The following is a 21,962-nucleotide window of genomic DNA, read 5'->3' as shown; positions in this document are numbered from 1 at the left end:
ACCCCAAACCTGTGGGTAACGCTTGACGCTTCGGAGGTCGGCCATGAGACAATTCGATATCGCGGTCGTCGGCGCCGGTCTTGCCGGCAGCCTCGCGGCGCTGGCGCTTGCCGATTCGGGCGCGCGCGTTGCGCTGATCGCTCCGCCCGCCCGCGCCAATGACGGCCGCACCACGGCCCTTATGGACCAGTCCATCGCCTTCCTCAGGACGCTGGGCCTGTGGGAGGAGATCGCCCGCCACGCCGCGGCCCTCGAAACCATGCAGATCCTCGACGGCACCGCGCGGCTCTTGCGCGCACCGCCCGTCGTCTTCCGTTCCGGCGAGGTCGGGCTCGAGGCCTTCGGCTACAACATTCCCAACGCGCCCTTCCTCGCGGTGCTCGACGCCCGCATCGCTGCAATCGGCACGATCGAGCGGATCGAGAGCGGCGTGACGGCCGCCAATGCCTTCGAGCAGGGCGTGGAGCTCACCCTCGACGACGGCGAGCGTATTCTGGCCGGCCTTGTTGCCGGCGCCGACGGGAGGAAATCAAAGATCCGCGACAGTGCCGGGATCGCCGTCAAGGCCTGGTCCTATCCCCAGGCGGCCCTCGTGCTCAACTTTTCGCACGAGCGCCCGCACGGCAATGTCTCGACGGAGTTCCACACCGAGAGCGGCCCTTTCACGCAGGTTCCCCTGCCCGGCAACCGCTCCAGCCTCGTCTGGGTGCTGCCGCCGAAGGAAGCCGCGCGCCTCAAGGACCTCTCCGCAACGGAACTCGGCCATGCGGTGGAAACACGCATGCAATCCATGCTCGGCAAGGTCACCGTGGAAGGCTCCACGCAGAGTTTCCCGCTTTCCGGCATGACGGCCGAGCGCTTCGGCAAGGGCCGCATCGTGCTCCTCGGCGAGGCCGCCCATGCCTTCCCGCCGATCGGCGCGCAGGGCCTCAATCTCAGCCTGCGTGACATCATGGTGCTGAAAGAACTGGTCCAGGGCGCAGCGCCGGCAACCGACGCGGAGATCGGCGAGCGCTTCGACCGTAAGCGGCAGGCGGACATCCGCTCGCGCACACTGAGCGTCGACCTGCTCAACCGCTCGCTGCTCTCCGATTTCCTGCCCGTGCAGTTCCTGCGCTCGGCCGGCCTGCACCTGCTCTCCGCCCTCGGTCCCCTGCGCAGCATCGTCATGCGCGAAGGCATCGAGCCGCTCGGTTCGTTGAAGGCCTTTCGCGATGGTCTACGGGAACGGGTCGCCCGGAAGCAGGCCTGACTTGATGAGGTAGAGCAGGACCGTCACCGTCGCAACGGACAGCACCGTCGTGATGAGGATGGTCGCCGACGCCCGTTCCTGCCACACCCCGTATTGCTGGCCGATGACGAAGACATTGGTCGCCGTCGGCAGGGCCGCGAGCAGCACCGCGGTAAAGACCCAGACCGGATCGAAATTACCGGCAAGCCCGAGCATCAGATACATGGCCACCGGCAGCAGCAGCAGCTTTGCCGGCACGATATAGCCGATCTCCACCGGCACCCGCTTGAGGGGCCGAAGCGCCAGCGTGACGCCCATGGCAAAGAGCGCGCAGGGCGCCGCCGCCTGCGCGAGATAGTCGATCAGCCGCTGCAGCGGCGCCGGCGGCTCGAAGCCGGCAAAGGCCGCGGCGAAGCCCGCCGCCGTCGCGATGATGAAGGGATGGGTGACGATCTTGCGCACCACGCCGCCGGCGATCTTGAGCACCGGCTGCTTCTCCCCGCCGGCAAGCGCCATCAGCGCGGGCGCGACCATGAAATGCAGCATGTTCTCGAAGCAGAAGACCAGCGCCACCGGCACCGCCGCCGGCTCGCCGAAGGCGAGCAGCGCCAGCCCCGGCCCCATATAGCCGATATTGCCATAGGCGGCGGCCAGGCCCTGGATCGTCGCCTCGCTTATCGCCGCCCGCCGCACCCAGAGCCCGATGGCGAAGATCAGACCGAAGACGAGATAGGTCGCGCTGATATTGGCGAGGATGAAGTCGACGCGCGTCAGTTGTTCGATCGGCGTCTTGGCCACCAGCTTGAAGAACAGGGCCGGCAGCGCGATGTAGATGATGAAGGTGTTGAGCCAGCCGAGCGCCTCGACCGGCTGGCGCGTGATGCGCGCGACCACGTAGCCGAGAAGAATCATGCCAAAGAACGGCAATACAAGTCCGATGATCTCAGCCATGCACCGAAGCGTGCTCCCGCTTGCCTGGGGCATATCGCGCAAATGCAGGCCGCTGGGCGCGCACGATATGCGAAGAATCGAAGGCCCGACACGCCGGGATTCGATTCCGCGAGGATCGCAGCGCGCTTCAGGTCACATCCCCGGTTAGCCGATTTGCGAGAGAATGGGAAACGTTTGCTGGAACCAGATGGCGACGGCACTGATATAGCCGAAGATGAAGGCGAGGCCGGTGAGGACAAGCAGAACGCCCATCACCTTCTCCACCGTGCCGAGATGACGGCGGAAGCGCATGAGGAAGCGCATGAAGGCGCCGGAGAACCCGGCCGCGATCCAGAACGGCACCGCAAGCCCGAGCGAATAGACCGCAAGCAGGACGGCACCGTCGCCGACCGTTTCGCGCGCCGCGGCAACGCCGAGGATCGCCCCCAGAACCGGTCCGATGCAGGGCGTCCAGCCGAAGGCGAAGGCCAGGCCCATGATATAGGCGCCGGACGCCGTCGCCGGCTTGCCTCCCCCCTGGAAGCGCGCTTCGCGGGCAAACAGCCCGATCCGCAGCAGGCCGAGAAAATGCAGGCCCATCAGGATGATGATGACGCCGCCGATCTGCGCGAGAATGTCGAGATGCCGGCGGAGCACCATGCCGATCGTCGAGGCGCCTGCCCCGAGTGCCACGAACACCGTGGCAAAACCGAGCGTGAAACAGAAGGCGGCCAGAAGCACGGCCCCGCGCGTCTCGCGCCGCACGGCCACCGCATCGCCGCCCTTGAACTGCTCAACGGAAATGCCCGCCATGTAACAGAGATAGGGCGGGACGAGCGGCAGGACGCAGGGAGACAGGAACGAGAGGGCTCCGGCAAGAAGCGCGCTCAACAGGGAAATATCAGCGATCGACAATGAACTACTCCGCAGCGGCGGGGACAGACGGGCCGGCGCGAAACCGGCCATGTCCGCCCCTCCAATTGCGCTTCGTAGTATCCGCCGAAGTCCTCTCCTGCCAATCACCTTTTGGAGAACGCGACCAAATGCAGCAAAAGCTGTTTTTCGCCGCATTTTCCGGGTTGACCCGGCAAATGCTCCTGCCTATGTTCCGCCCACTTCCGCGGGGCACCTTCGCACCGCCAGGGAGCGCGTAGCTCAGCCGGTAGAGCAACTGACTTTTAATCAGTAGGTCCAGGGTTCGAATCCCTGCGCGCTCACCACAAGACCCCAGTGACACCGACAAAATTTGGCGTATCGCCCTTGGAGGCCAGGCCTTCTAAAGGCCCGCTCACGATGCGGCTGTGCAACCTTTGGGCGGCCACCCGTAATTGCGCCCGTTAAGTTTCCGGCAAGCATGGGTCTTCTAACCTTGTGCTCTAGATTCGTGCATTCGAGCGCATAAAATGTCATTTGATAACAAGACTATTCAGATCGATTACTGGTTCTATCGCGTCAATGGAGTGAACACGCCGGATCCGAAGCATCTTTGGGGCATGCCTTATGCCGGCTGGGGTCTGAAGCGAGTCGGCCTTGGCGAGGAAATCACGACGGCCCAGACGCAAAGCGCGTCAGATTCGCCGGGCGGCTGGGAAAAGAACCCGACGGGGGGCATTTTCTCGATGGACTTCACCGGTTCCGGCATCAACATCAAGTTCTATGAAACGGGCCTGTTCACCCTCTATGTACCGAACGGGCCGCATATCCTCGACGTGAACAACGAGCTGCCGCCGATCGCTGGCTTCCGTCTGGATACGAACCTGCATTGGCTGGAGCGATCCGATATCGCCTACGGAAGCGAATGGATGCTGATCGATTGGCGGGGCGGTTCGTTCACGAAGGAGAGCTATGTCAGGATCGATGTGCTGTTCGCCAATGAAATGAACGGCACCGCCAAGGCCAACGTCCTGAAAGGTGGCAAAACCATCGATTACATCACCGGCGGCAAAGGCGCGGATGTGCTGACGGGCGGGGGAGACGCCGACCTGTTCATTTTCCGCAAGGGCGATACCGGAAAGACAAAGAAAACGGCCGACCTGATTACGGATTTCAGTGCGAAGGATGGCGACAGGATCGACCTGCACCTCTGGGACGCCAATACAAAGAGACCGGGAACCCAGGATTTCAAGTTCATCGCGCAGGACAAGTTCTCGAAAGAGGCCGGAGAACTGCGTTACGAAAAGAGCGGTAGGGAAACGCTGCTGCTGGGCGACACGAATGGTGACGGAAAGGCGGACTTCATGGTTCGTCTCAAAGGCTCGGTCATCTTCCACTTCGACCTTTTCGAGTTCTGAGGCGGCCGCGCGTGCGGCCACCATCGGCAATCCCGCAAGCGAGCGCTCAATAGACCGCGTATTTCAGCAGCCCGAGCGACCAGTTGACGCTGCGGTTTTCCGTATCGCGGGTCCAGGTCTGCTGCAACGTGCCGGCAATGTCGGCGATGGTGGTGCGGGCGTCGAGCTCCTTGGTCAGGCCGTAGTCGCTGGGGGCGACCTTGGTGAGATCGACGTCGTCGGCGATGACGATGGCGACCAGCACATTTTCGCTCGGGCCTTCCGCTTCGAAGTCGAAGCCATAGTAGTCGTCCGGAATGGTGAGCGGGGTGTTGGCGGTCAGCGGCGTGATCTTCTGGGCCGATTCGTTCGGGAAGATCTGGGTCGCCTTGCCGTCCTTGTCGACGTCGTAGAGGATCAGGTGCCCGCCCGTGCTGCTGGTCACGGTGATCTTAAAGACGTCGCCGTTCTTCAGGCTGTCGGAGGAGAGCGCCACCTTGACGTCGCCCGTCTCGGCCTTGCCGAGGATGTCACCAACGGCATCCACCGGGTCGGCGGCGACATAGGCCGTCTGCGGAGTGTTCTCGACCTTCACCTCCTCGACCTTGCCGTAATCGGGCGTCTGCTGCTGGGTGTCGCCGCCCGTCTGCGGCTGCTGGTATTGCTGGGCGGTGGCATCGGCGCTCGGCGTGGTGGCGCTGGCGCCAAGCAGCGCGTAGTTGACCTCCAGCTGCGGGTCGAGGCCCTGGCACTGGGTCTGCACAGAGCAATAGGTCTGCGACTGCTTCTTCACATATTCCAGCAGCTCGGCATTGGAGACGATGCCGTTGCCGTTGCTGTCGCCGGCGGCGATCTCGTGGCCGTTCACATAGGAAAGCGTGAAGACGCCGTGGCGTTCTTCCGGCGGCAGGCGCGTGTCGTCCCAGGCCACCTGGTAGGACGAGGCGGCGCTCCAGGCCTCGACGCCGTTCTGCTTGGCGATTTCGGGCTTGTCGACCACCGCGACGTCGATGCGCAGGCCGCGTGTCTTCACCGCTTCGACCGGCTTGGCGAAGGGACGCGGCAGGAAACGCGCGCTTTCCAGCGCCTCGCCGACATTGGTGGAAAGCGAGCGCGAGATCGTGCCCGAATGGCAGGCGTCGATGACGATGGAGACGGCACGGTCCTTCAGTTTGGCGAGCATCGCGTCGATCTCGTCGTCGAGAATGACGTTGGTCCAGTCCCCATCGCCGGCGGCGATGTCGAAGGTGGACAGCGCTTCGTCGAGCCCGTCCTCCTCGTCACCGTTCTGGTCCTTCACCTGAAGGCCGTGGCCGGAAAAATAGAAGTAGACGCGGTCGCCGGGCTGGGTGCCGGCGACAAGCCATTCCTCGATGCTGGCGAGAATGGCTGCCTTGGTCGCATCCTTGTCCCGGAGGATACGGATCGATTCCGGGGCAAAACCCTGTTTTTCCTTGAGCAGCTTCTCGATCAGCGGCACGTCGTTCTTCGGCCCCTCGAGGAACATCTTTTCGGGCAGCGTGGCATAGGTGCCAATGCCGATCAGAAGCGCCCTGTCGGCCGCCTCGGCGGTGGCAGCCAGGCAGAGCGAGAGGAGAAGAGCGGCGGCGTAACGGATCATCAGAGCGTTTCCCGCGTATAGAGGGGTTGGATGGCGACACTTGCCTCCTTGCCGTCGAGCCGCGTCAGCAGCGCCTGCAGCAGGGTTTCGGCGGTCACGGTCTTGTCGGCAAGCACCGCGCCGATCGCATCGACGGGCTCGCCGGTCCAGATCGTGATCAGGTGATCGGCACCGAAGGGTTTGACCACTTCGACATCCGTCAGCTTGAATTGCGAGCTGGTGGTGCCGGCTGCCTGCATGTCGAGGAACTGCACCTCGCCCGTATTGGCGAGATTGAAGACCAGCATGTTCGGATAGCGACCGGGCGGAGCATCGAAGCGCAGGCGGTTTCCGGCGGCATAGATGTCCTTGACCGGCGTCAGCGAGACGGAGCCGGGATTCTGGCTCGCAAGCGCCTTCAGGAAATCGAGCAGGACATATTTGTCGACCACGGCCTGGATACGGTCCGCCCCGACATTTTCCGCCGCCACGTCGCCGTTCGGCGTGTAGAAGACGCCGCTCGCCACATCCCAGCGATAGGGTGTGCCACTGCCATCCGCGTTCTTCGGCTTGTCGGCCGCGCCATCGACCTGGAGCGCGATACTACCCGTCCAGCCGAGCTCCTTGGCCGACTTGATGGTCTTCTGCGCGGCCGCAGTGCTGCCGGTGTCCGTCGTCGCCACCGTGGCATTCTCGACCGGAATGCCACGCGTCAGCCGCACGACGACCTCGCTCTCCGAGCGGGCCACCTGCGGCATGAAGTTCGGCACCTGCAAGGCTTCCGAACGGTTTTTCACGTTAGAGAAGATGTAGTCTTCCAGTTCGATACGGGTAATGACACCATCGCCGTCGCGGTCTGCGCTCCCTTCAAGGGCACGCGCGAAACTCCAGCTGAGGGCGCCGCGCGGTTCGCCGTCGATGATGACCTCCGGCGTCGGCTGGCTTTCCAGCGAGGCGGCAAGCACGGTTACCTGCTTGAAATCGATTTCCTTGAGGTTGGCGCCGGCGAGCGCCTCCTGCGAGGGCGGTGCGAGCTTGACCGTGACGGCTGGCGCCAACCGGGTCTTGCCGGTGACGGAACGGCTCATGCCGCCCGAAAAGCAGCTGTCGGACACGAAGAGCACATGTACGCCCTTGGCTTCCGCCTCGCCGAACCAGGCATTCATCTCGTTGTCGACGATGATCTCGTTCGAGGTCTCCGCATAGCGGTTGCGGTCGAAGCCCGGCAGCTGGAGGAATTCGTCAAGCCCGTCGGCCTCGTCGCCGGCGACGAGTTCGGGCATCTGCGCCCCGTGGCCGGCATAGGTGAAGATGATCGTGTCACCGGCCGTCGCCTCGGCCACCATGTCGATCCAGGCCTTGCGGATGTCGTCCTTGCGGGCCTCGGCATCGGTAAACTTCCGGACCGTGAAGCCGGCAGCGCTCATCGCCCGGTAGACGTCCTCCGCATCGCGCACCGCGCCGTCGAGGCTGACATCGTTCGGATACTGATCGGCACCGACGACAAGCGCGTGGGTCTGCGCGGCAAAGGCCGGAAGCGGCGCAGCAGCGGCAAGGCAAAGCGCCAGCGCGGTTCCGGCAAGGGAACGACGCAACAGCGCGCGGACACGGCAAATGGGAGCGCCGTCGCTCTTCGAGGCAAAGGCAAGGCAGACAGGCTCCAGCAGGCGGGGCAGCACTCTCATCACTCCACGTCCACTTCCACCCGGCGGTGTAGCTGGTTCAGCGTTTCCGTATCATAGGCACTGGCATCATCCGGCTTGAACGGCTGGTCCTCGCCCTTGCCCTCCACGGTGATCGCACCGGCATAGCCGTTGCTGGAGAGATAGCTTTTCAACGTCTCTGCGCGGGCGACGGAGAGCCTGTAATTGGCCTCCGCCGAACCGACCGGATCGGTATGGCCGATCAGCGTGATCGCACCAGGCTTGACCGCCTTCAGGCATTCCGAGAGATCCTTTGCGGCCTCGATGCCCTCGGGTGTGAAATCCGCCGTGCCGAAGACGTAGCGCACGGGCGTCGACTTCTTCTTGATCTTCACGCCGCGGAAGGAAACCTTGCAACCGCCCCGCATGGCCAACTGCACGGGCCGCGGTGCGGCAAGGCGCATTTCGCTGGCGAGCCTGTCGAGACGCAGGATGTACTGCTCGTCCGGCGCCATCCAGTCCGGCGTCAGCGTCTCGTTCGAGCCGTCCTCCAGGGCAAGCTGGTAGAAGCGCGCGGCCTGTTCATAGTCCTTGCGCTCGCGCGCGAGATCGCCGAGCGCATCCAGCACCTGCCAGGGACCGCCATACTGGCGCTGCAGGTCTTCCAGCGCCTGCCGGTGATCGGAAAGCCGGCCGCCGCTGCCGACGGCGGTCGCGATGCGATTGAAGGTCGTCAATGCTGCGATACGGCCGGTGAGCGCCCGTTCGTTGGCGCTGCAATTGGCCGTGCCCGCCGTTTCCGCAAGCGCGCGTGCCTTCTGCTCGTCCCCTGCATTGAGCGCCTCGACGACACCGGTAAAGGCCTCACAGGCCGCGGCGGCAGGCGCCGCTCCGGCCAGTACGAAGAGTGTCGCTGCAAGGGATCGCATCAGCATTGTCGGTCCAGCCTTCATGTCCTCATGTAAGAAATGGGCAGGGGCCCGAAGGCCCCCGCCCCTCACGTCATTTGATCTCGAAGGTCACCATCTGGACGCCGCTTGCCCCGTTGTCCTTCTCGGCCTGTTTGGCGAGATTGACGGCAATGCCGCGCGTCAGCGGCTGCTTCGTGCTTGCGGCCAGTTCCTTGGCCTTCTCGGCCGTCAGCTTCTGGTCGCCAAGGCCGCCGATGCGGCAGTAGGCGATCATCGTTTCGCCGGGAGACGGCGAATCGAAGGTCAGGTTGCCCGTGCCCGGCTGCGGGATCAGGCGGCGCTCACCGGGATTGAGCGTGGTGCTGCCGATCATCACGTCGGGGATGATCTCCACATTGCCGGTGTCTTCCACATACATCACCTGCAGCTCGCAGGCATGGTTCGTGCTGAGTTCAAAGGCAAGGTAATCCCCAACCTTCGCGCTTGTCGACGGCACATGCAGGGCAAGCTTCACCTTGCTCTCCTGCGCCTTGTCGTCCTGCTTGTAGGGCGGGACATAGACCTTCTCCTCGGGCTTGGCATACTGGTCGCCACCCGTGGCCTGATCGGCCGGCTTCTGCTGGTAGTCGGTGCCGGCCTGTTCCTGCTTCTGTTCCGGTTTCTGCTCCGGCTGCTGGTAGCCGCTGTTGTCGGCGGACTGCTGGCCGGCATTGCCCTCCGGGTTGACGCCGCGCTTCAGCGGCTCGAGCTGGAGAAGCGGCTGAAGCATAAAGGCGTATTGCTCCTCGACCTCGACGCGCGGGATCGTCGCGCCCGATTCGAGTGTCGCCACCCAGTCGATGCCGATACGCAGCGCATTGACATCGGTGAGGCGGCGGATATCGGAGGCGAACTCTTCCGGCGTCATGTCGAATTCAGCCGCCAGCTGCTCGAAGTTCAGCTCGTCCTCGTACTTGTCGGCGAAGTAGGTGAAGATCTCGGCGCCGCCGGGAGCCTTCAGGCTGGTCTTGCCGCCGCCGGCCGTCGCTTCCGTGATGCCGAGGCGATCGAGCGCGGCGACGAAACGATCGGTGTCGCGCTTGTACACCTCGTTCAGTTCCTCCTGCGGAACATAGACGGCGAGCAGTTCGTCCTGCTGGTCCTTCGAGAACAGCGTCGACGTTTCGATATGTTCACGCAGCTGGTCACGCTTGGAGAGGATGCCGTCGAAATGGCAGTCGAAGCAGGAGCGTGCATTGATGATCTCGACGCCCTTGCCGATCGGCCGCTTGCGGAAGGAGACGATCGCCGTCGGGCCGATATCGAGCTGGTCGCCCTTGTCGGTCGACAGATAGTAACCCTGCATGCCGTTCGGAAGCGAGAAGATCATTTCGCCGCCGTCATGATCGAAGGGTTCGAGGCCCGCCTTGAGGCGCACGCCCTCCGGTCCTGCCGGGAAGCGCTTCAGCACCTGCTTGCCGACATCGCCGGCAAAGTCATAGGACTTCCAGTAGTAGCCGCCGAAGGGCATGTCGTGCCGCTCCAGCATGCGGTTGTGGTCGGAAACGCCGGAGGAACCATCGGCAAAGCCGGCGCGGACGATACGACGGCGCTCGATGTTCTGGTCGACCGGCACACCGAAGCGCTTTTCCAGCTCGGAAATGTTCGTCGGCAGCTTCATGAGACGGTTATAGACCTTCGGCCGGGCACCGTTGCTCATGAACCAGTCGACGCGCATGATCGGCAACTGCGTCTGCGTCGCCTTGGCAAGCGAGTGCAGCTGGGCGTCGCTGGCCGGGTCCACGCCATAGAAGTATTCGTTGATCAGGAAGTCGTAGTCCTCCTGGCTCCATTCGAGATCGCGCAGGTCGACACGCACGAGCAGACCGTCGGAACCTTCCACTTCTTCCGGAAGTACCAGTTCCGGTCCATAGGAGAGCGAGTTGAGCAGCTTCTTGAACCCGCCCGCCAGAACCTTCATGCGCTTCAGGAAGGTTTCATGGCTCTCGCAGCTCATCATCCCGTTGTACTGGTCGCGATAGCTGAAGTAGCGCATGAACGGCTGGTCGTGTTCATCGACCTTGGAAACATCGCGCAGCGCCAGTTCGACGAAATCGAGATATTTCAGCATTGGCCGCGAGCGCTCGGTCTTCGTCGCGGACACTGCTGTCGGGATAGCATCCTTGTTCAGCGAGTTGATCCAGTTGGCAAGGCTCTGCACTTCCGCATCATCGGGGCGCTTGCCGAGCGGCATGCGGCCGCTGGTGACGCTGGTGTAGAGCAGCGACTTGGCGGCATCGCCCGGCGTCACGAAGGCCGGATTGGCAGCAATCGAGGCAAGATCACCCGAAGGGAAGGAACCCTGCGAGCTTTCGCCCGGGCCATGGCAGTTGCGGCAATATTTGCCGATGAAAGCGTCGGCCGCCGAAGCGAATTCGGCGCTGCCGCCACCGGCGGCGAGCGCTGTTTCGGCGGTCGCTTCGCTGCAGACCGGCGCGGTGCTGGTCTCGACCGGTGTCACCTTGACCTCGCGGTCTGCAAGGAAGGCATACATGGCCTGCTTGTCTTCATCCGACAGCGTCGAAAGGCCTTGCGCAATACGGCGCATGACCGGATCGGCCAAAGGCGAGCCGGAGAGTTTCTTTCCTTCGTCGATCAGCCCCTTGGTGAAGACCTCGTGCGAGGCAAGGCCGGCCATGCGGGCCTTGGTGATATCGGGTGCGACGGCGCCGGTCAGGCCCTTCTCGCCCTCATAGGCGCGGGCGAGATCGAGACCGTAGGTCGTGGTGCGCGGCGTATGGCAATCGCCGCAGCCGCCGACATTCTCAACCAGGTAGCGGCCGCGCTCCATCTGCGTTTCCTCGCGCGGCTGGTAAGCCGGCACGGTGAAATGGCTGCGCTTCCAGAGCGTGATCGTCGTCTGGCGGCTGAAGGGGAAGGCGATCTCATGTTCCTTCGAGGCGGCATCCGACTGCGGCAGCGTCTCGATATAGGCCTTGATGTCGAGAACGTCCTCCGGCTTCATGCCGCCATAGGACGTGTAGGGCATGACCGGATAGAGATTGTCGCCGCTCTTCTTGAGGCCCACCATGACGGCATTCAGGAAGTCCGCATTGGACCAGCCGCCGATACCGTTCGGATGGGCGGAAATGTTCGGCGCGAAGAACTTGCCGATCGCCGTCTGCATTTCCATGCCGCCCGAAAGCAGCTCGGTGTTGTCACCGGAGCCGTGGCAGGCGCCGCAGCCGGCTGCGCCGAACAGCAGCTTGCCATTTTCGGCATTCGCCTTGTAGGTGCCGTAGGCATCGGCCGCGAACTGGTCGATGGCGAGCGCTCCGGTGGGACAGAACGCCGCCACGGCAAGGCCGATGGCAGCGGCAAGCCGGGCGCCGGGGCTGAAGAATGATGTCCTGAACATGCGCATGGCTTGTTCCTTTCGCTCCATGAAGCCGGCGCACCGGCTGGAAATGCAAACCCTTGAACCACAATTCCGAAAGAGAAACCGCTTCGCAGTTTCCTTGGAAACTGCCCTACCGAAATTCGAAACGCTCGAACTCGACGCGGCGCGGCGCCTTGCCGAGTTCCCTCAGTCCTTTTTCGATCGCCATCCGCAAGGGCGGCGGGCCGCAGAACCACAAATCGGCCTCCGCCGGGTTCATGCTCGTGCCGGCAACGAGCTTCGAGGCGTCGAAGCGGCCGTCGGTCGCCGAATTGTGCAGCACGAAATTGAAGTTCTCGAGCTTTTCCGCCTGCGCCCGAAACGTGTCGAGGCCGATTGCCTCGGCCCCGTCGCGCACGCAGTAGACCATGTGGATATCCTGCCCCTCGTCGCCCTTCAGCCGGCTCGCCATGGCGAGGAACGGCGTGACGCCGATGCCGCCGGCTAGCCAGATCTGTTTCTTGCCACCGCGCTTGTGGTTGAAATGGCCGTAGCCGCCCTCCAGCGTCAGCGCATCGCCGACGGCCACCGTCTCGCGCAGCGCCTTGGTGTAGTCGCCGAGCGGCTTGATGGCGAAACGCACCGATCCGTCGTCCTCGATGCCGGCGATGGTGAAGGGATGCGGCTCGCGCAGGCCCGGCTTGTTGACGCGGAAAAAACCGAACTGGCCGGGCATGGCCCGGAGCTTGCGGCCTGTGGGTCTGGCCGAGATGATCGTCGCTCCGTCATGGCGCTCGACATTCACCACCTCGTATTTCCGCGTGCGCAGCCAGGGCAGGAGCTGGGTATAGGCATAGCTGACGATACCGAGCGTGGCAAAGAGGTTGAGGTAGACCGCCAGCAGCACCGTGCCGTCATAAGGCCGCTTGATGAACATCTGGTGGAAGGCGACGAGCACGAAGAGCAGGCCGATGAAACGGTGGGTGATGCGCCAGTACTGGTAGGGAATCTGGAAACGTGTTTTCGGGATCACCTTCACCAGGCTGAGGACGAGCAGGAAGACGAAGCCGTAGAAGGCCCACTCGCCCGCCGTCTTGGCAAGCAGGTTGAGGCCGCTGGTCACCGAAAGGCCCTGGAAATCAGGCGCGACGAAATAGTGCACGAGGATAAGACAGAGCACCGCGATGCCGATCTTGCGATGGAACTGGTAGATGCGGTCGAGTCCGCCGAACAGCCTTTCGATGAAAGGCGGGCGGGTCGCCATGAACTGCGCGATACCCATGGCAACGAAAGCCATGGAGGAGGCCATCAGGGAGAAGGTGGTTCCCGCATTGGTATGGCTGACGGCTGGAACAGCCAGCAGCCCGGCAAAAATGATCAAAAGCGTCGCGACGATGGAACCCGCAGTCAACGTATGCCCCCACAAATTCAACTGGTCCGGTCCGAAATCCAGGGGCATGCTGGCAAGGCCCATGACGTTCGTCAACCGCATTCCTCCTATCGACGGGCGGGCGCACGGCTTTATTCGGGATGGTTTATTAGGAAAGGGAAACGTCTGGAATGAGCGCCGGAGGGAGCATCGATGCTGCATGCGAATGTGCAAAGGGCGCCTCGCGGCGCCCTTCTTTTTTAGTCGGCTTCGTGAGCGGGTTTACTTTCCGAGCCGCTCGATCTCCTCACGCGCCCGGTCGGCGAGCGGATGCTTCGGATGGCGCGCGATAAACAATTCCAGCGCGTCACGCGTCCCTTTCGACTTCAGATTTTCATACTCAGCCTGTACGGCCTTCTCGGGATCGGAGGGCTTTGCCATGATGCCGCCAGTACCGGCCGGCGCCTCACCGGCCGCTGCAAGGACAAGGCTGGTGGTCGCCACGATAGATATCTTTGATAGCAATTTTAACCTCCGGTCGAATACCATTCGGCAATTGTCCGTCCTGTTCTACGGGCTTCCATTTCACCACGGGAAGCGTGCATGGTTCAAGTGTTCACAGAATCGACCTGAATTGCGGTCTATCCAAGGCACGCACCCCAGACACCAAGCAGACGAGGAGAATGCGACATGACAGGTACAGGCAAGACCACCAAGACGATCGGCGAGACCGGCATATCGATGATTGACGGCGTTCTGTCGGGCAAGGCCTGGTCGGGCTCGGTGACCTATGCGTTCCCCACGTCGTCGTCCGCCTACACCTATGCCGGTGAAAAAGACAACGGCTTCGGTTCGATATCCTCCATGCAGCAATCCGCTGCCCGTTTCGCACTCGATACGAGCTTCGGCAGCGCGGCGAACAACGGTTTTTCGGTCGAGGGGTTCACGGGCCTTTCCATTTCACAGGGAAGCACGACGAGTTCCAACCTGCGTTTTGCCGAATCCAACGACCCGGATACGGCCTGGGCCTATTATCCCGGCACGACCAACGGCGATGGAGACCTCTGGTTCGGCCGCTCGTTCGACTATCGCTCGCCCGTCGCCGGCAACTACTCCTGGGCCACGATGCTACACGAAATCGGCCATGCGCTCGGCCTGAAGCACGGCCATGAGACAGACGACGGTTTCCCTGCCCTGCCGGGCAACAAGGATTCGATGGAGTATTCCATCATGACCTATCGTTCCAACATCGGCGGCCCGGCGGACGGCTACAGGAACGGCGAATTCGACTATGCCCAGTCCTACATGATGGCCGACATTGCCGCCCTGCAGCGCATGTACGGCGCCGACTTTTCAACCAATTCAGGCAACACGGTCTACAAATGGAAGCCCGGCAGCGGCGATACGCTGGTCAATGGCAAGGTCGCCATCGACGCCGGAGGCAACCGGATCTTCGCCACCATCTGGGACGGTGGCGGCAAGGATACCTACGACCTCTCCGCCTACAAAACCGGTGTCAATGTCGATCTTCGCCCCGGCCAGCATTCGAAATTCAGCGACGTCCAGCTTGCCCTGCTGAACTTCGAAAGCGATGCCTATGCCCGTGGCAACATCTTCAACGCACTCCTCTTCAAGGGTGACACCCGCTCGCTGATCGAGAACGCCAAGGGCGGCAGCGGCAACGACGTCCTGCGTGGCAACCAGGCGAACAACACGCTGCAGGGCAATGCCGGCAACGACAAGCTCTTCGGCATGGTCGGTAACGACAAGCTCGATGGCGGCGCCGGCAACGATGTGCTCACCGGCGGTGCCGGCAACGACGACTTCATCTTCAAGAAGGGTTACGGCCGCGACACGGTCACCGACTTCAAGGACAATGTCGACGATATCGATCTTCGTTCCTACAATTTCTCCAAGGTGAGCAGCGTGCTCAGCAAGGCTTCGCAGGTCGGCGACGATGTGCATATCAAGCTCTCGGCCGCCGACATCCTGATCCTCGACGACTTCAAGCTGAAGGATCTCGACGCGCGCGACTTCCTGCTCTGATTTCCCAGCAAGAATTCAGGCAAAGATGGGCCGGAACGCACGTTCCGGCCTTTTTCATGCCTTTCACGGCCCGAAGCCGGCGGAAACGTCAGTGATATATCACAACAATGGACAGCGGCCTCACGGCATGCGACGATGTGATATATCAAACAGGGACACGAAATGACGGAAAGCGCGGCTTCGCAGGCCCACCTCGCCTATCTCGCCCTCGAAGGGTTGCTCGTCACGCTCAAGCTGAAACCCGGCTCGCTCGTCACGGAACGCCAGCTCATCGCGCTTGCCGGCCACGGCCGGACGCCAGTGCGCGAGGCGATCCAGAAGCTGGAATGGCAGGGCCTGATCGCCGTGCGCCCGCGGGCCGGCCTGCAGATCACCGCGATCAGGCCCGAGGACCACGCCGAGGTCATGGCAACGCGCCGCCAGCTGGAGCCGCTTGCCGCCGAGCTTGTCGCCCGCAATGCGGACGAGGCGCACCGCGAATCGCTCGTCGCCTGCGCGCAGGCGATGACCGCCTGCTCGATCCATTCCGACATCGAAGGCTTTCTCGCCGCCGACAAGGCTTTTGACGAGATCATGGAGGCGGCCTGTCCCAACCGCTTCCTGACAACCGCCCTCGCCCCGCTGCAGACCCATGCCCGCCGCCTCTGGTTCGCGCGTGCCGACAGCCGGCAGATGGACCGCTCGGTGGACCTGCATGTGAAGGTGATCCGCGCCATCCGAAACGCCGACGGCCCCGCCGCCGCCGCCGCCATGGCGACCCTCATCGACGACCTCACCGGCTGAAACGAAAAGGGCGGCCCGAAGGCCGCCCATCAATCTTCAAGACCGGCGTTCGCTCAATCGACGAAGGCGCGTTCGATGACGAATTCGCCGGGTTTGTTGTTAGCGCCTTCGATCAGGCCAGCCTCTTCCAGGAGCACCTTGGTTTCCTTCAGCATGGCCGACGAGCCGCAGATCATGCCACGATCGACCGCCGGGTCGAAATGCGGCACGCCGAGATCGGCGAACATCTTGCCGTTGCGGATGAGGTCGGTGATGCGGCCCTGGAACGGATAGTCCTCACGGGTCACCGTCGCATAATGGCGCAGCTTGTTGCCGACGACTTCCGCAAGGAACTCGTGGTTACGGATCTCTTCGACGAGGTCGAAACCGTATTTCAGTTCCGCAACCTCGCGGCAGGTATGCGTCAGGATGACCTCGTCGAATTTCTCGTAGGTTTCCGGATCGCGAATGAGGCTGGCGAAGGGCGCGATGCCCGTGCCGGTCGAGAACATGTAGAGCCGCTTGCCCGGCGTCAGCGCGTCGAGCACCAGCGTGCCGGTCGGCTTCTTGCGCATCAGCACCGTGTCGCCCGGCTTGATCTGCTGGAGATGGGAGGTCAGCGGGCCGTCCGGCACCTTGATCGAGAAGAACTCCAGCTCCTCGTCCCAGGACGGGCTGGCGATCGAATAGGCGCGATAGACCGGCTTGTCGCCGACCATCAGGCCGATCATGGCGAATTCGCCGGAACGGAAGCGGAAGCTTTCCGGGCGCGTCATGCGAAAGCGGAACAGACGGTCCGTATAGTGCTGCACGCTCGTCACCGTCTCGGCGAAAACGCCGGCGGGAATGGCGGAGGCCACAAAATCTTCGGTCTTGGCAGGTGCGTTCATTTCGGGATCGGTCCTGGCTTCGCGTCGAGAAAATTTGACGATAGGCAGATATTACATCCTGAGCAGCAAAGGAAGGTATTCCGTTCCAATGCGCTGATTGGCCGCGCAATAGTTTGCCGCTCATGTCGTTTTTGCGCAAGGCCGGCCGTCCGGCCTTGATCTCGCGCAAAGCTGCCACAAAATTGCGGCTATTCGCCGGCCGGCGCCCGCATCAGGCCCGGCGGCGCCAGCTATAGGAACCCGCATCTCCGGAAGGACGCGCAGTCGGCTGGTAGTGGTTGTCGATGCCCGGCAGGCGGTTTTCCGCAAGCCGCTTCAGCGCCGTCGCATTGGTGACGGCGAAGCTGTCGATACCACAGCGCAGCATCAGCGGGATCTGGTCGATCAGCACGTCGCCCACCGCCCTCACCTCGCCCTTGAAGCCGAGGCGCGCGCGCAGCAGCGAGGCATGGCTGAAGGCCCGCCCGTCATTGAAGGCCGGAAAAGCGACTGCGACCAGCCCGATGCGGTCGAGATGACCCTCGAGCTTGCGCACGTCGTCCGCCGGATTGATCAGCACGCCGAGGCCGACCTCGTCCGTCTCCGAGACCTTCGCGAGGAAATCGCCGAGGCCGAGGATCGCCTTCTCGTTCGAGCCGGCCTTGGTCTCTTCAGTTTCGACCACCCAGGGATCGTCGGTCACGAAGCCGGTTTCGTTCCAGATTTTCGTCATCACCGGTCTCCTCAGGCTGCCGCGGCGGTCTTGTCGCCGTAGAGCGCATCCTTGAACGGCTGCGGCCCGACGCGGCGATAGGCGGTCAGGAAGGTCTCGGAGGGCTCAAGGCGCAGGCCGAGATAGGTATCGACGATCACCTCGATCGCATCCGTCACCTTTTCCGGCTCGAAGCCGCGTCCGATGATCTCGCCGATCGACGTGTTCTCGTCGCCGGACCCGCCGAGCGTGATCTGGTAGAGTTCCTCGCCCTTCTTCTCCACGCCGAGCAGGCCGATATGGCCGACATGATGGTGGCCGCAGGCATTGATGCAGCCGGAGATCTTGATCTTCAGCTCGCCGATCTCGGCCTGGCGCTCGGGCGAGCCGAAGCGGGTGGAGATCTCCTGCGCGACCGGGATCGAGCGGGCATTGGCCAGCGCGCAATAGTCCAGCCCGGGACAGGCAATGATATCCGTGATGAGGCCGGCATTGGCGGTTTCAAGCCCGGAGGCGACAAGGCCGCGATAGATCGGCTCGAGATCGGCCAGCGCCACATGCGGCAGGATCAGGTTCTGCTCGTGGCTGACGCGGATCTCGTCGAAGGCGTACTCCTCTGCGATGTCGGCGACCGCCTCCATCTGCGCATCCGTCGCATCGCCCGGGATGCCGCCGATCGGCTTCAGCGAGATCGTCACGCTGGCATAGTCGGGGTGCTTGTGCGGATGCACGTTGTGCTGCACCCAGCGGGCAAAGTCGGCATCGGCCTTCTTCCACTGTGCAAGGCTCGCCCAGCCTTCGGCACGCGCGGCAAGTGCCGGCGGCGCGAAATAGGCGGTGATGGCGGCGATGTCCCTTTCCGGCAGCTTCAGCTCGGTGTTCCTGAGTTCGGCGAACTCCACCTCCACCTGCCGCGCCAGTTCCTCCGCGCCGGTTTCGTGCACGAGGATCTTGATGCGCGCCTTGTACTTGTTGTCGCGCCGGCCATGCAGGTTGTACACACGCATGATCGCAGTCGTGTAGGACAGGAGGTCCTCTTCCGGCAGGAAATCGCGGATCTTCTTGGCGACCATCGGCGTGCGGCCCTGCCCGCCGCCGACATAGACGGCAAAGCCGATCTCGCCGTTGTCGTTCTTCTTCAGGTGCAGGCCGATGTCGTGCACCTGGATCGCCGCGCGGTCGCGCTCTGCGCCGGTGACGGCGATCTTGAACTTGCGCGGCAGGAAGGAGAATTCCGGATGCACGGAGGACCACTGGCGCAGGATTTCCGCATAGGGACGCGGATCGGCGACCTCATCGGCCGCAGCGCCGGCGAAATGATCGGCCGTGACGTTGCGAATGCAGTTGCCCGAGGTCTGCAACGCATGCATCTCGACCGTCGCGAGATCGGCCAGCGCGTCCGGCAGTTCCGACAGTTTCGGCCAGTTGTACTGGATGTTCTGGCGCGTGGTGAAATGGCCGTAGCCACGGTCATACTTGCGCGCGATATAGGCCAGCATGCGCATCTGGCGCGCATTCAGCGTGCCGTAGGGAATGGCGACGCGCAGCATGTAGGCGTGGAGCTGCAGATAGACGCCGTTCATCAGGCGCAGCGGCTTGAAAGCATCCTCGGCGAGTTCCCCGGACAGGCGGCGGCCCACCTGATCGCGGAACTGCTCCACCCGGCCGGAAACAAAGGCGTGATCGAATTCGTCGTAGCGATACATAGGCGTTCCTCAGGCGGCCGAAGCGGCCGTCGCAGTCAAGCCGGCATAGCCGGCGGCATAGGGAATGGTCGGGCCGGCGGCACGGATGCGCTCGCGCATGCGCAGCGGCCGCAGCACGCCGTCGATCTCTTCGACATCGACGACATTCACGTCAACCACTTTGTTGTCGGCGAAGGCCTGCTTGCCGGTCGCTTCCAGCGCGTCGACGGCCTCCTTGTGGCGCGCGACGAAGGCAGCCTGGAGCTGCTCGTTCCAGGTGCCGCTCGCATCCAGCCAGACGGAAATACCGTCGGAAAGGCGGTTGGCTGTCAGAACCTTGTCGGCCATGTCATGCTCCCAATACTGCTGTGGTGCGAACCGGCTCGCGGACAGCGAGCGGCTCGGAATGTTCGAAATTGGCGCCGGCAACGGCGTCGCCGATGATCACCATGACGGGACCGGTCAGCTCGTCGCGGTGCTCAAGGCCCGGCAGGTCCTTCAACGTGCCGTGCAGCAGCCGCTTTTCCCGCCGGCTGGCATTCTCAATGACAGCGACCGTCGTCTCGGCCGGCAGGCCCGCTTCCATCAGCCGGGCGGCGACGGAGGCGGCGACCGTGCGGCCCATATAGACGGCCACGGTGGCGCCGGAGATCGCAAGCCGCGCCCAATCCGGAAGGACAGAGCCCGTCAGGTCGTGGCCTGTCGTGAAGACGAGCGAGGACGCGACGCCGCGCAGCGTCAGCGGCAGTTCGAAATCGGCAGCCGCGGCGAAGGCGGAGGTGATGCCGGGCACGACCTCATAGGTGACGCCCGCCTGGCGGAGCGCCGCCATTTCCTCGCCGGCACGGCCATAGACCAGGGGATCGCCGGATTTCAGGCGCACGACACGTTTTCCCGCCTTGCCGAGTTCGACAAGCAGGTCGTTGATCTCTTCCTGCGACTTGGAATGACAGCCCTTGCGCTTGCCGACGGAAAGGCGCTCGGCATCGCGGCGCCCCATGTCGACGATGGCCTGCGGCACCAGCGCATCGAAGACGATGACGTCGGCTTCCATCATCACGCGCTGGGCGCGCAGCGTCAGGAGATCCTCTGCGCCCGGACCGGCGCCGACGAGCCAGACATGACCGGCGGCCCTGCCCTGCGAGGTCAGGAGGGAATCGGCAGCACGCTGCGCGAGTTCGATATCGCCATTGTTGACGGCATCGGCCACGGCGCCCTGAAAGAAGCGGCGCCAGAAGACGCGCCGCGTCACGCCGCGCGGCAGGATACGATCGACGGCTTCGCGGTAGCCGTTGGCGAGGCTGGCGAGGCGGCCGAGCGAAGGCGACAGGATCTGGTCGACCTGCGCGCGAATCATCTGCGCCAAGACGGGGCCTGCACCCTCCGTGCCGATGGCGACGGCGACGGGTGCCCGGTTGACCAGCGCCGGCGTGAAGAAATCGCAGTAGTCCGGCTGATCGACAGCATTGACCGGAATGCGCAGCGCGCGGGCCGCGGTGGAAATCGCCCGGTCGGTGGCAGCGTCGCCCGTCGCCGCGAAAACGAGCGTCGCATCGGCTATGGCGTCGCTGGAAAAGGATGCACGCACCAGCTCCAGCCCCTTGTCGGCGATGAAGCGGGCGAAGTCGGCCTCCGGCGTCTCGGCGAGCACGACGATCCGGGCATCCGTGTTGAACAGCAGCCGCGCCTTGGCAAACGCCTCGTCACCCCCACCCACGACAACGACCGTCCGGCCGCTGACGCGGAAGAACGCCGGGAATGTCGAAAGCTTCTGGTGTGCTGCGGTCATGGTGTGGTCCGGTTGAAGTCTGCGCACTATCGCGAAAAATGGCCACAAACAAAAGAAACAGAAATTCCAATGGCTCCGGGGGCGCGTATTGTTTTGCTCGCACCTCCCGCATTTTGAGCATAAGTCACCGGCCACCCTTGCCTGCCCACCGCACCGGCCGCTATGGAGGCACTGTCACGCCAACGGGGATTCCCATCATGGACCAGTCCGCCCTTGCAAAGCGCCTCCTCGATGTCATCGAATTCGATATTCTGCCGTTGACGCGCGACGGCGTTGCCGCCGGCAACAAGGTTTTCGGCGCGGCTATCCTCAACAAGGCCGATCTGTCGCTCGTGATCGCCGAAACGAACAACGAGACGGAAAACCCGCTCTGGCACGGCGAAGTGCACACGCTGAAGCGCCTTTACGAGCGCATCGAGAAGCCGGACACGAAGGACTACATCTTCCTCTCCACGCACGAGCCCTGCTCCATGTGCCTCTCGGCCATCACCTGGGCAGGCTTCGACAATTTCTACTATTTCTTCAGCCATGAGGATTCGCGCGACAGCTTTGCGATCCCGCACGATCTGCGCATCCTCAAGGAAGTTTTCCGGCTCGATCCCGGCGGTTATGCAAAGACGAATGCCTTCTGGCATTCCGCCGCCATCGCCGATCTCATCGCCACTTCCGACGAGACCGCGAAGGCAGCCTTGAAAGCACAGGACGCTAAGATCCGCGCCGCCTATGACGACCTGTCGGACGCCTACCAGTCCGGCAAGACCGGCAACAACATCCCCCTCAACTGAGA

The 21,962-nt window shown here is 63.3% G+C and carries 18 protein-coding genes and 1 tRNA gene; 6 read left to right on the top strand and 13 right to left on the bottom strand.

The window, feature by feature from the left end; all coding sequences use genetic code 11:
• The first annotated feature begins 43 nt into the window (after positions 1-43).
• Positions 44-1,252 (top strand): UbiH/UbiF family hydroxylase, encoded by a 1,209-nt coding sequence (locus EXZ48_RS10485; protein ID WP_130515823.1) that lies wholly within the window; start codon positions 44-46, stop codon positions 1,250-1,252.
• Here the strand turns inward: EXZ48_RS10485 and EXZ48_RS10480 are convergent.
• Both EXZ48_RS10480 and EXZ48_RS10475 read right to left on the bottom strand, forming a co-directional pair.
• Entirely contained in the window at positions 1,220-2,182 is a 963-nt protein-coding gene (locus tag EXZ48_RS10480; RefSeq protein ID WP_050746779.1) for an AEC family transporter, read from the bottom strand. The genes EXZ48_RS10485 and EXZ48_RS10480 overlap by 33 nt on opposite strands.
• 144 nt (positions 2,183-2,326) lie before the next feature.
• On the bottom strand, positions 2,327-3,076 hold the full coding sequence (locus EXZ48_RS10475) for a cytochrome c biogenesis CcdA family protein (RefSeq protein ID WP_037408391.1): 750 nt from the start codon (positions 3,074-3,076) through the stop codon (positions 2,327-2,329).
• 229 nt (positions 3,077-3,305) lie between these two features.
• Here EXZ48_RS10475 and EXZ48_RS10470 point away from each other — a divergent pair.
• Both EXZ48_RS10470 and EXZ48_RS10465 read left to right on the top strand, forming a co-directional pair.
• Positions 3,306-3,381 (top strand) — tRNA-Lys (locus EXZ48_RS10470).
• 183 nt (positions 3,382-3,564) lie between these two features.
• Positions 3,565-4,452 carry a M10 family metallopeptidase C-terminal domain-containing protein gene (locus EXZ48_RS10465; protein ID WP_130515821.1) on the top strand — a complete coding sequence of 296 codons (888 nt, stop codon included), beginning with the start codon at positions 3,565-3,567 and terminating at the stop codon, positions 4,450-4,452.
• Positions 4,453-4,498: 46 nt separating this feature from the next.
• On the opposite strand, the gene EXZ48_RS10460 is transcribed toward EXZ48_RS10465, so the two are convergent.
• The 6 genes from EXZ48_RS10460 to EXZ48_RS10435 form a co-directional block, all read right to left on the bottom strand.
• Positions 4,499-6,052, bottom strand: coding sequence for a caspase family protein (locus EXZ48_RS10460; RefSeq protein ID WP_130515819.1), 1,554 nt, complete (start codon positions 6,050-6,052; stop codon positions 4,499-4,501).
• Positions 6,052-7,716: a caspase family protein gene (locus tag EXZ48_RS10455; protein WP_130515817.1), complete on the bottom strand. Its 1,665-nt coding sequence runs from the start codon at positions 7,714-7,716 to the stop codon at positions 6,052-6,054. The genes EXZ48_RS10460 and EXZ48_RS10455 overlap by 1 nt, the downstream gene beginning before the upstream one ends.
• Entirely contained in the window at positions 7,716-8,609 is an 894-nt protein-coding gene (locus EXZ48_RS10450; protein WP_023514239.1) for an OmpA family protein, read from the bottom strand. The genes EXZ48_RS10455 and EXZ48_RS10450 overlap by 1 nt, the downstream gene beginning before the upstream one ends.
• Positions 8,610-8,676: 67 nt before the next feature.
• Complete coding sequence (locus EXZ48_RS10445; RefSeq protein ID WP_024271071.1) at positions 8,677-11,988, bottom strand: c-type cytochrome; 3,312 nt, start codon at positions 11,986-11,988, stop codon at positions 8,677-8,679.
• 106 nt (positions 11,989-12,094) lie between these two features.
• Complete coding sequence (locus EXZ48_RS10440; protein WP_245290148.1) at positions 12,095-13,429, bottom strand: ferric reductase-like transmembrane domain-containing protein; 1,335 nt, start codon at positions 13,427-13,429, stop codon at positions 12,095-12,097.
• A 165-nt stretch (positions 13,430-13,594) separates the two neighbouring features.
• Entirely contained in the window at positions 13,595-13,816 is a 222-nt protein-coding gene (locus EXZ48_RS10435; RefSeq protein WP_037408405.1) for a hypothetical protein, read from the bottom strand.
• A gap of 186 nt (positions 13,817-14,002) precedes the next feature.
• Between EXZ48_RS10435 and EXZ48_RS10430 the strand changes: the two genes are divergently transcribed.
• Together EXZ48_RS10430 and EXZ48_RS10425 are read left to right on the top strand one after the other, a co-directional pair.
• Complete coding sequence (locus EXZ48_RS10430; RefSeq protein WP_130515813.1) at positions 14,003-15,358, top strand: M10 family metallopeptidase; 1,356 nt, start codon at positions 14,003-14,005, stop codon at positions 15,356-15,358.
• 162 nt (positions 15,359-15,520) lie between these two features.
• A complete protein-coding gene (locus tag EXZ48_RS10425; RefSeq protein ID WP_130515811.1) occupies positions 15,521-16,141 on the top strand; it encodes a GntR family transcriptional regulator in 621 nt (206 codons plus the stop codon).
• A gap of 53 nt (positions 16,142-16,194) precedes the next feature.
• Here the strand turns inward: EXZ48_RS10425 and EXZ48_RS10420 are convergent, their stop codons facing one another.
• The 5 genes from EXZ48_RS10420 to cysG form a co-directional block, all read right to left on the bottom strand.
• Positions 16,195-17,010, bottom strand: coding sequence for a ferredoxin--NADP reductase (locus tag EXZ48_RS10420; RefSeq protein ID WP_023512814.1), 816 nt, complete (start codon positions 17,008-17,010; stop codon positions 16,195-16,197).
• Between the two features lie 211 nt (positions 17,011-17,221).
• Positions 17,222-17,722, bottom strand: coding sequence for a DUF934 domain-containing protein (locus EXZ48_RS10415; RefSeq protein WP_050743177.1), 501 nt, complete (start codon positions 17,720-17,722; stop codon positions 17,222-17,224).
• A gap of 11 nt (positions 17,723-17,733) precedes the next feature.
• Entirely contained in the window at positions 17,734-19,407 is a 1,674-nt protein-coding gene (locus EXZ48_RS10410) for a nitrite/sulfite reductase (protein ID WP_023512812.1), read from the bottom strand.
• 9 nt (positions 19,408-19,416) lie between these two features.
• Complete coding sequence (locus EXZ48_RS10405; protein WP_023512811.1) at positions 19,417-19,734, bottom strand: DUF2849 domain-containing protein; 318 nt, start codon at positions 19,732-19,734, stop codon at positions 19,417-19,419.
• 1 nt (position 19,735) lies between these two features.
• Positions 19,736-21,175 carry a siroheme synthase CysG gene (gene cysG, locus EXZ48_RS10400; RefSeq protein ID WP_130515809.1) on the bottom strand — a complete coding sequence of 480 codons (1,440 nt, stop codon included), beginning with the start codon at positions 21,173-21,175 and terminating at the stop codon, positions 19,736-19,738.
• 197 nt (positions 21,176-21,372) lie between these two features.
• Between cysG and EXZ48_RS10395 the strand changes: the two genes are divergently transcribed.
• Positions 21,373-21,960 (top strand): deaminase, encoded by a 588-nt coding sequence (locus EXZ48_RS10395; protein ID WP_130515807.1) that lies wholly within the window; start codon positions 21,373-21,375, stop codon positions 21,958-21,960.
• The last annotated feature ends 2 nt before the right edge of the window (positions 21,961-21,962 follow it).

The sequence above is a fragment of the Shinella sp. JR1-6 genome, from assembly GCF_004284735.1.
In the GTDB taxonomy this organism is placed as follows: domain Bacteria; phylum Pseudomonadota; class Alphaproteobacteria; order Rhizobiales; family Rhizobiaceae; genus Shinella.
Note: the sequence above shows the minus strand (reverse complement) of the source record. Positions and strands in the feature narration are given on the sequence as shown.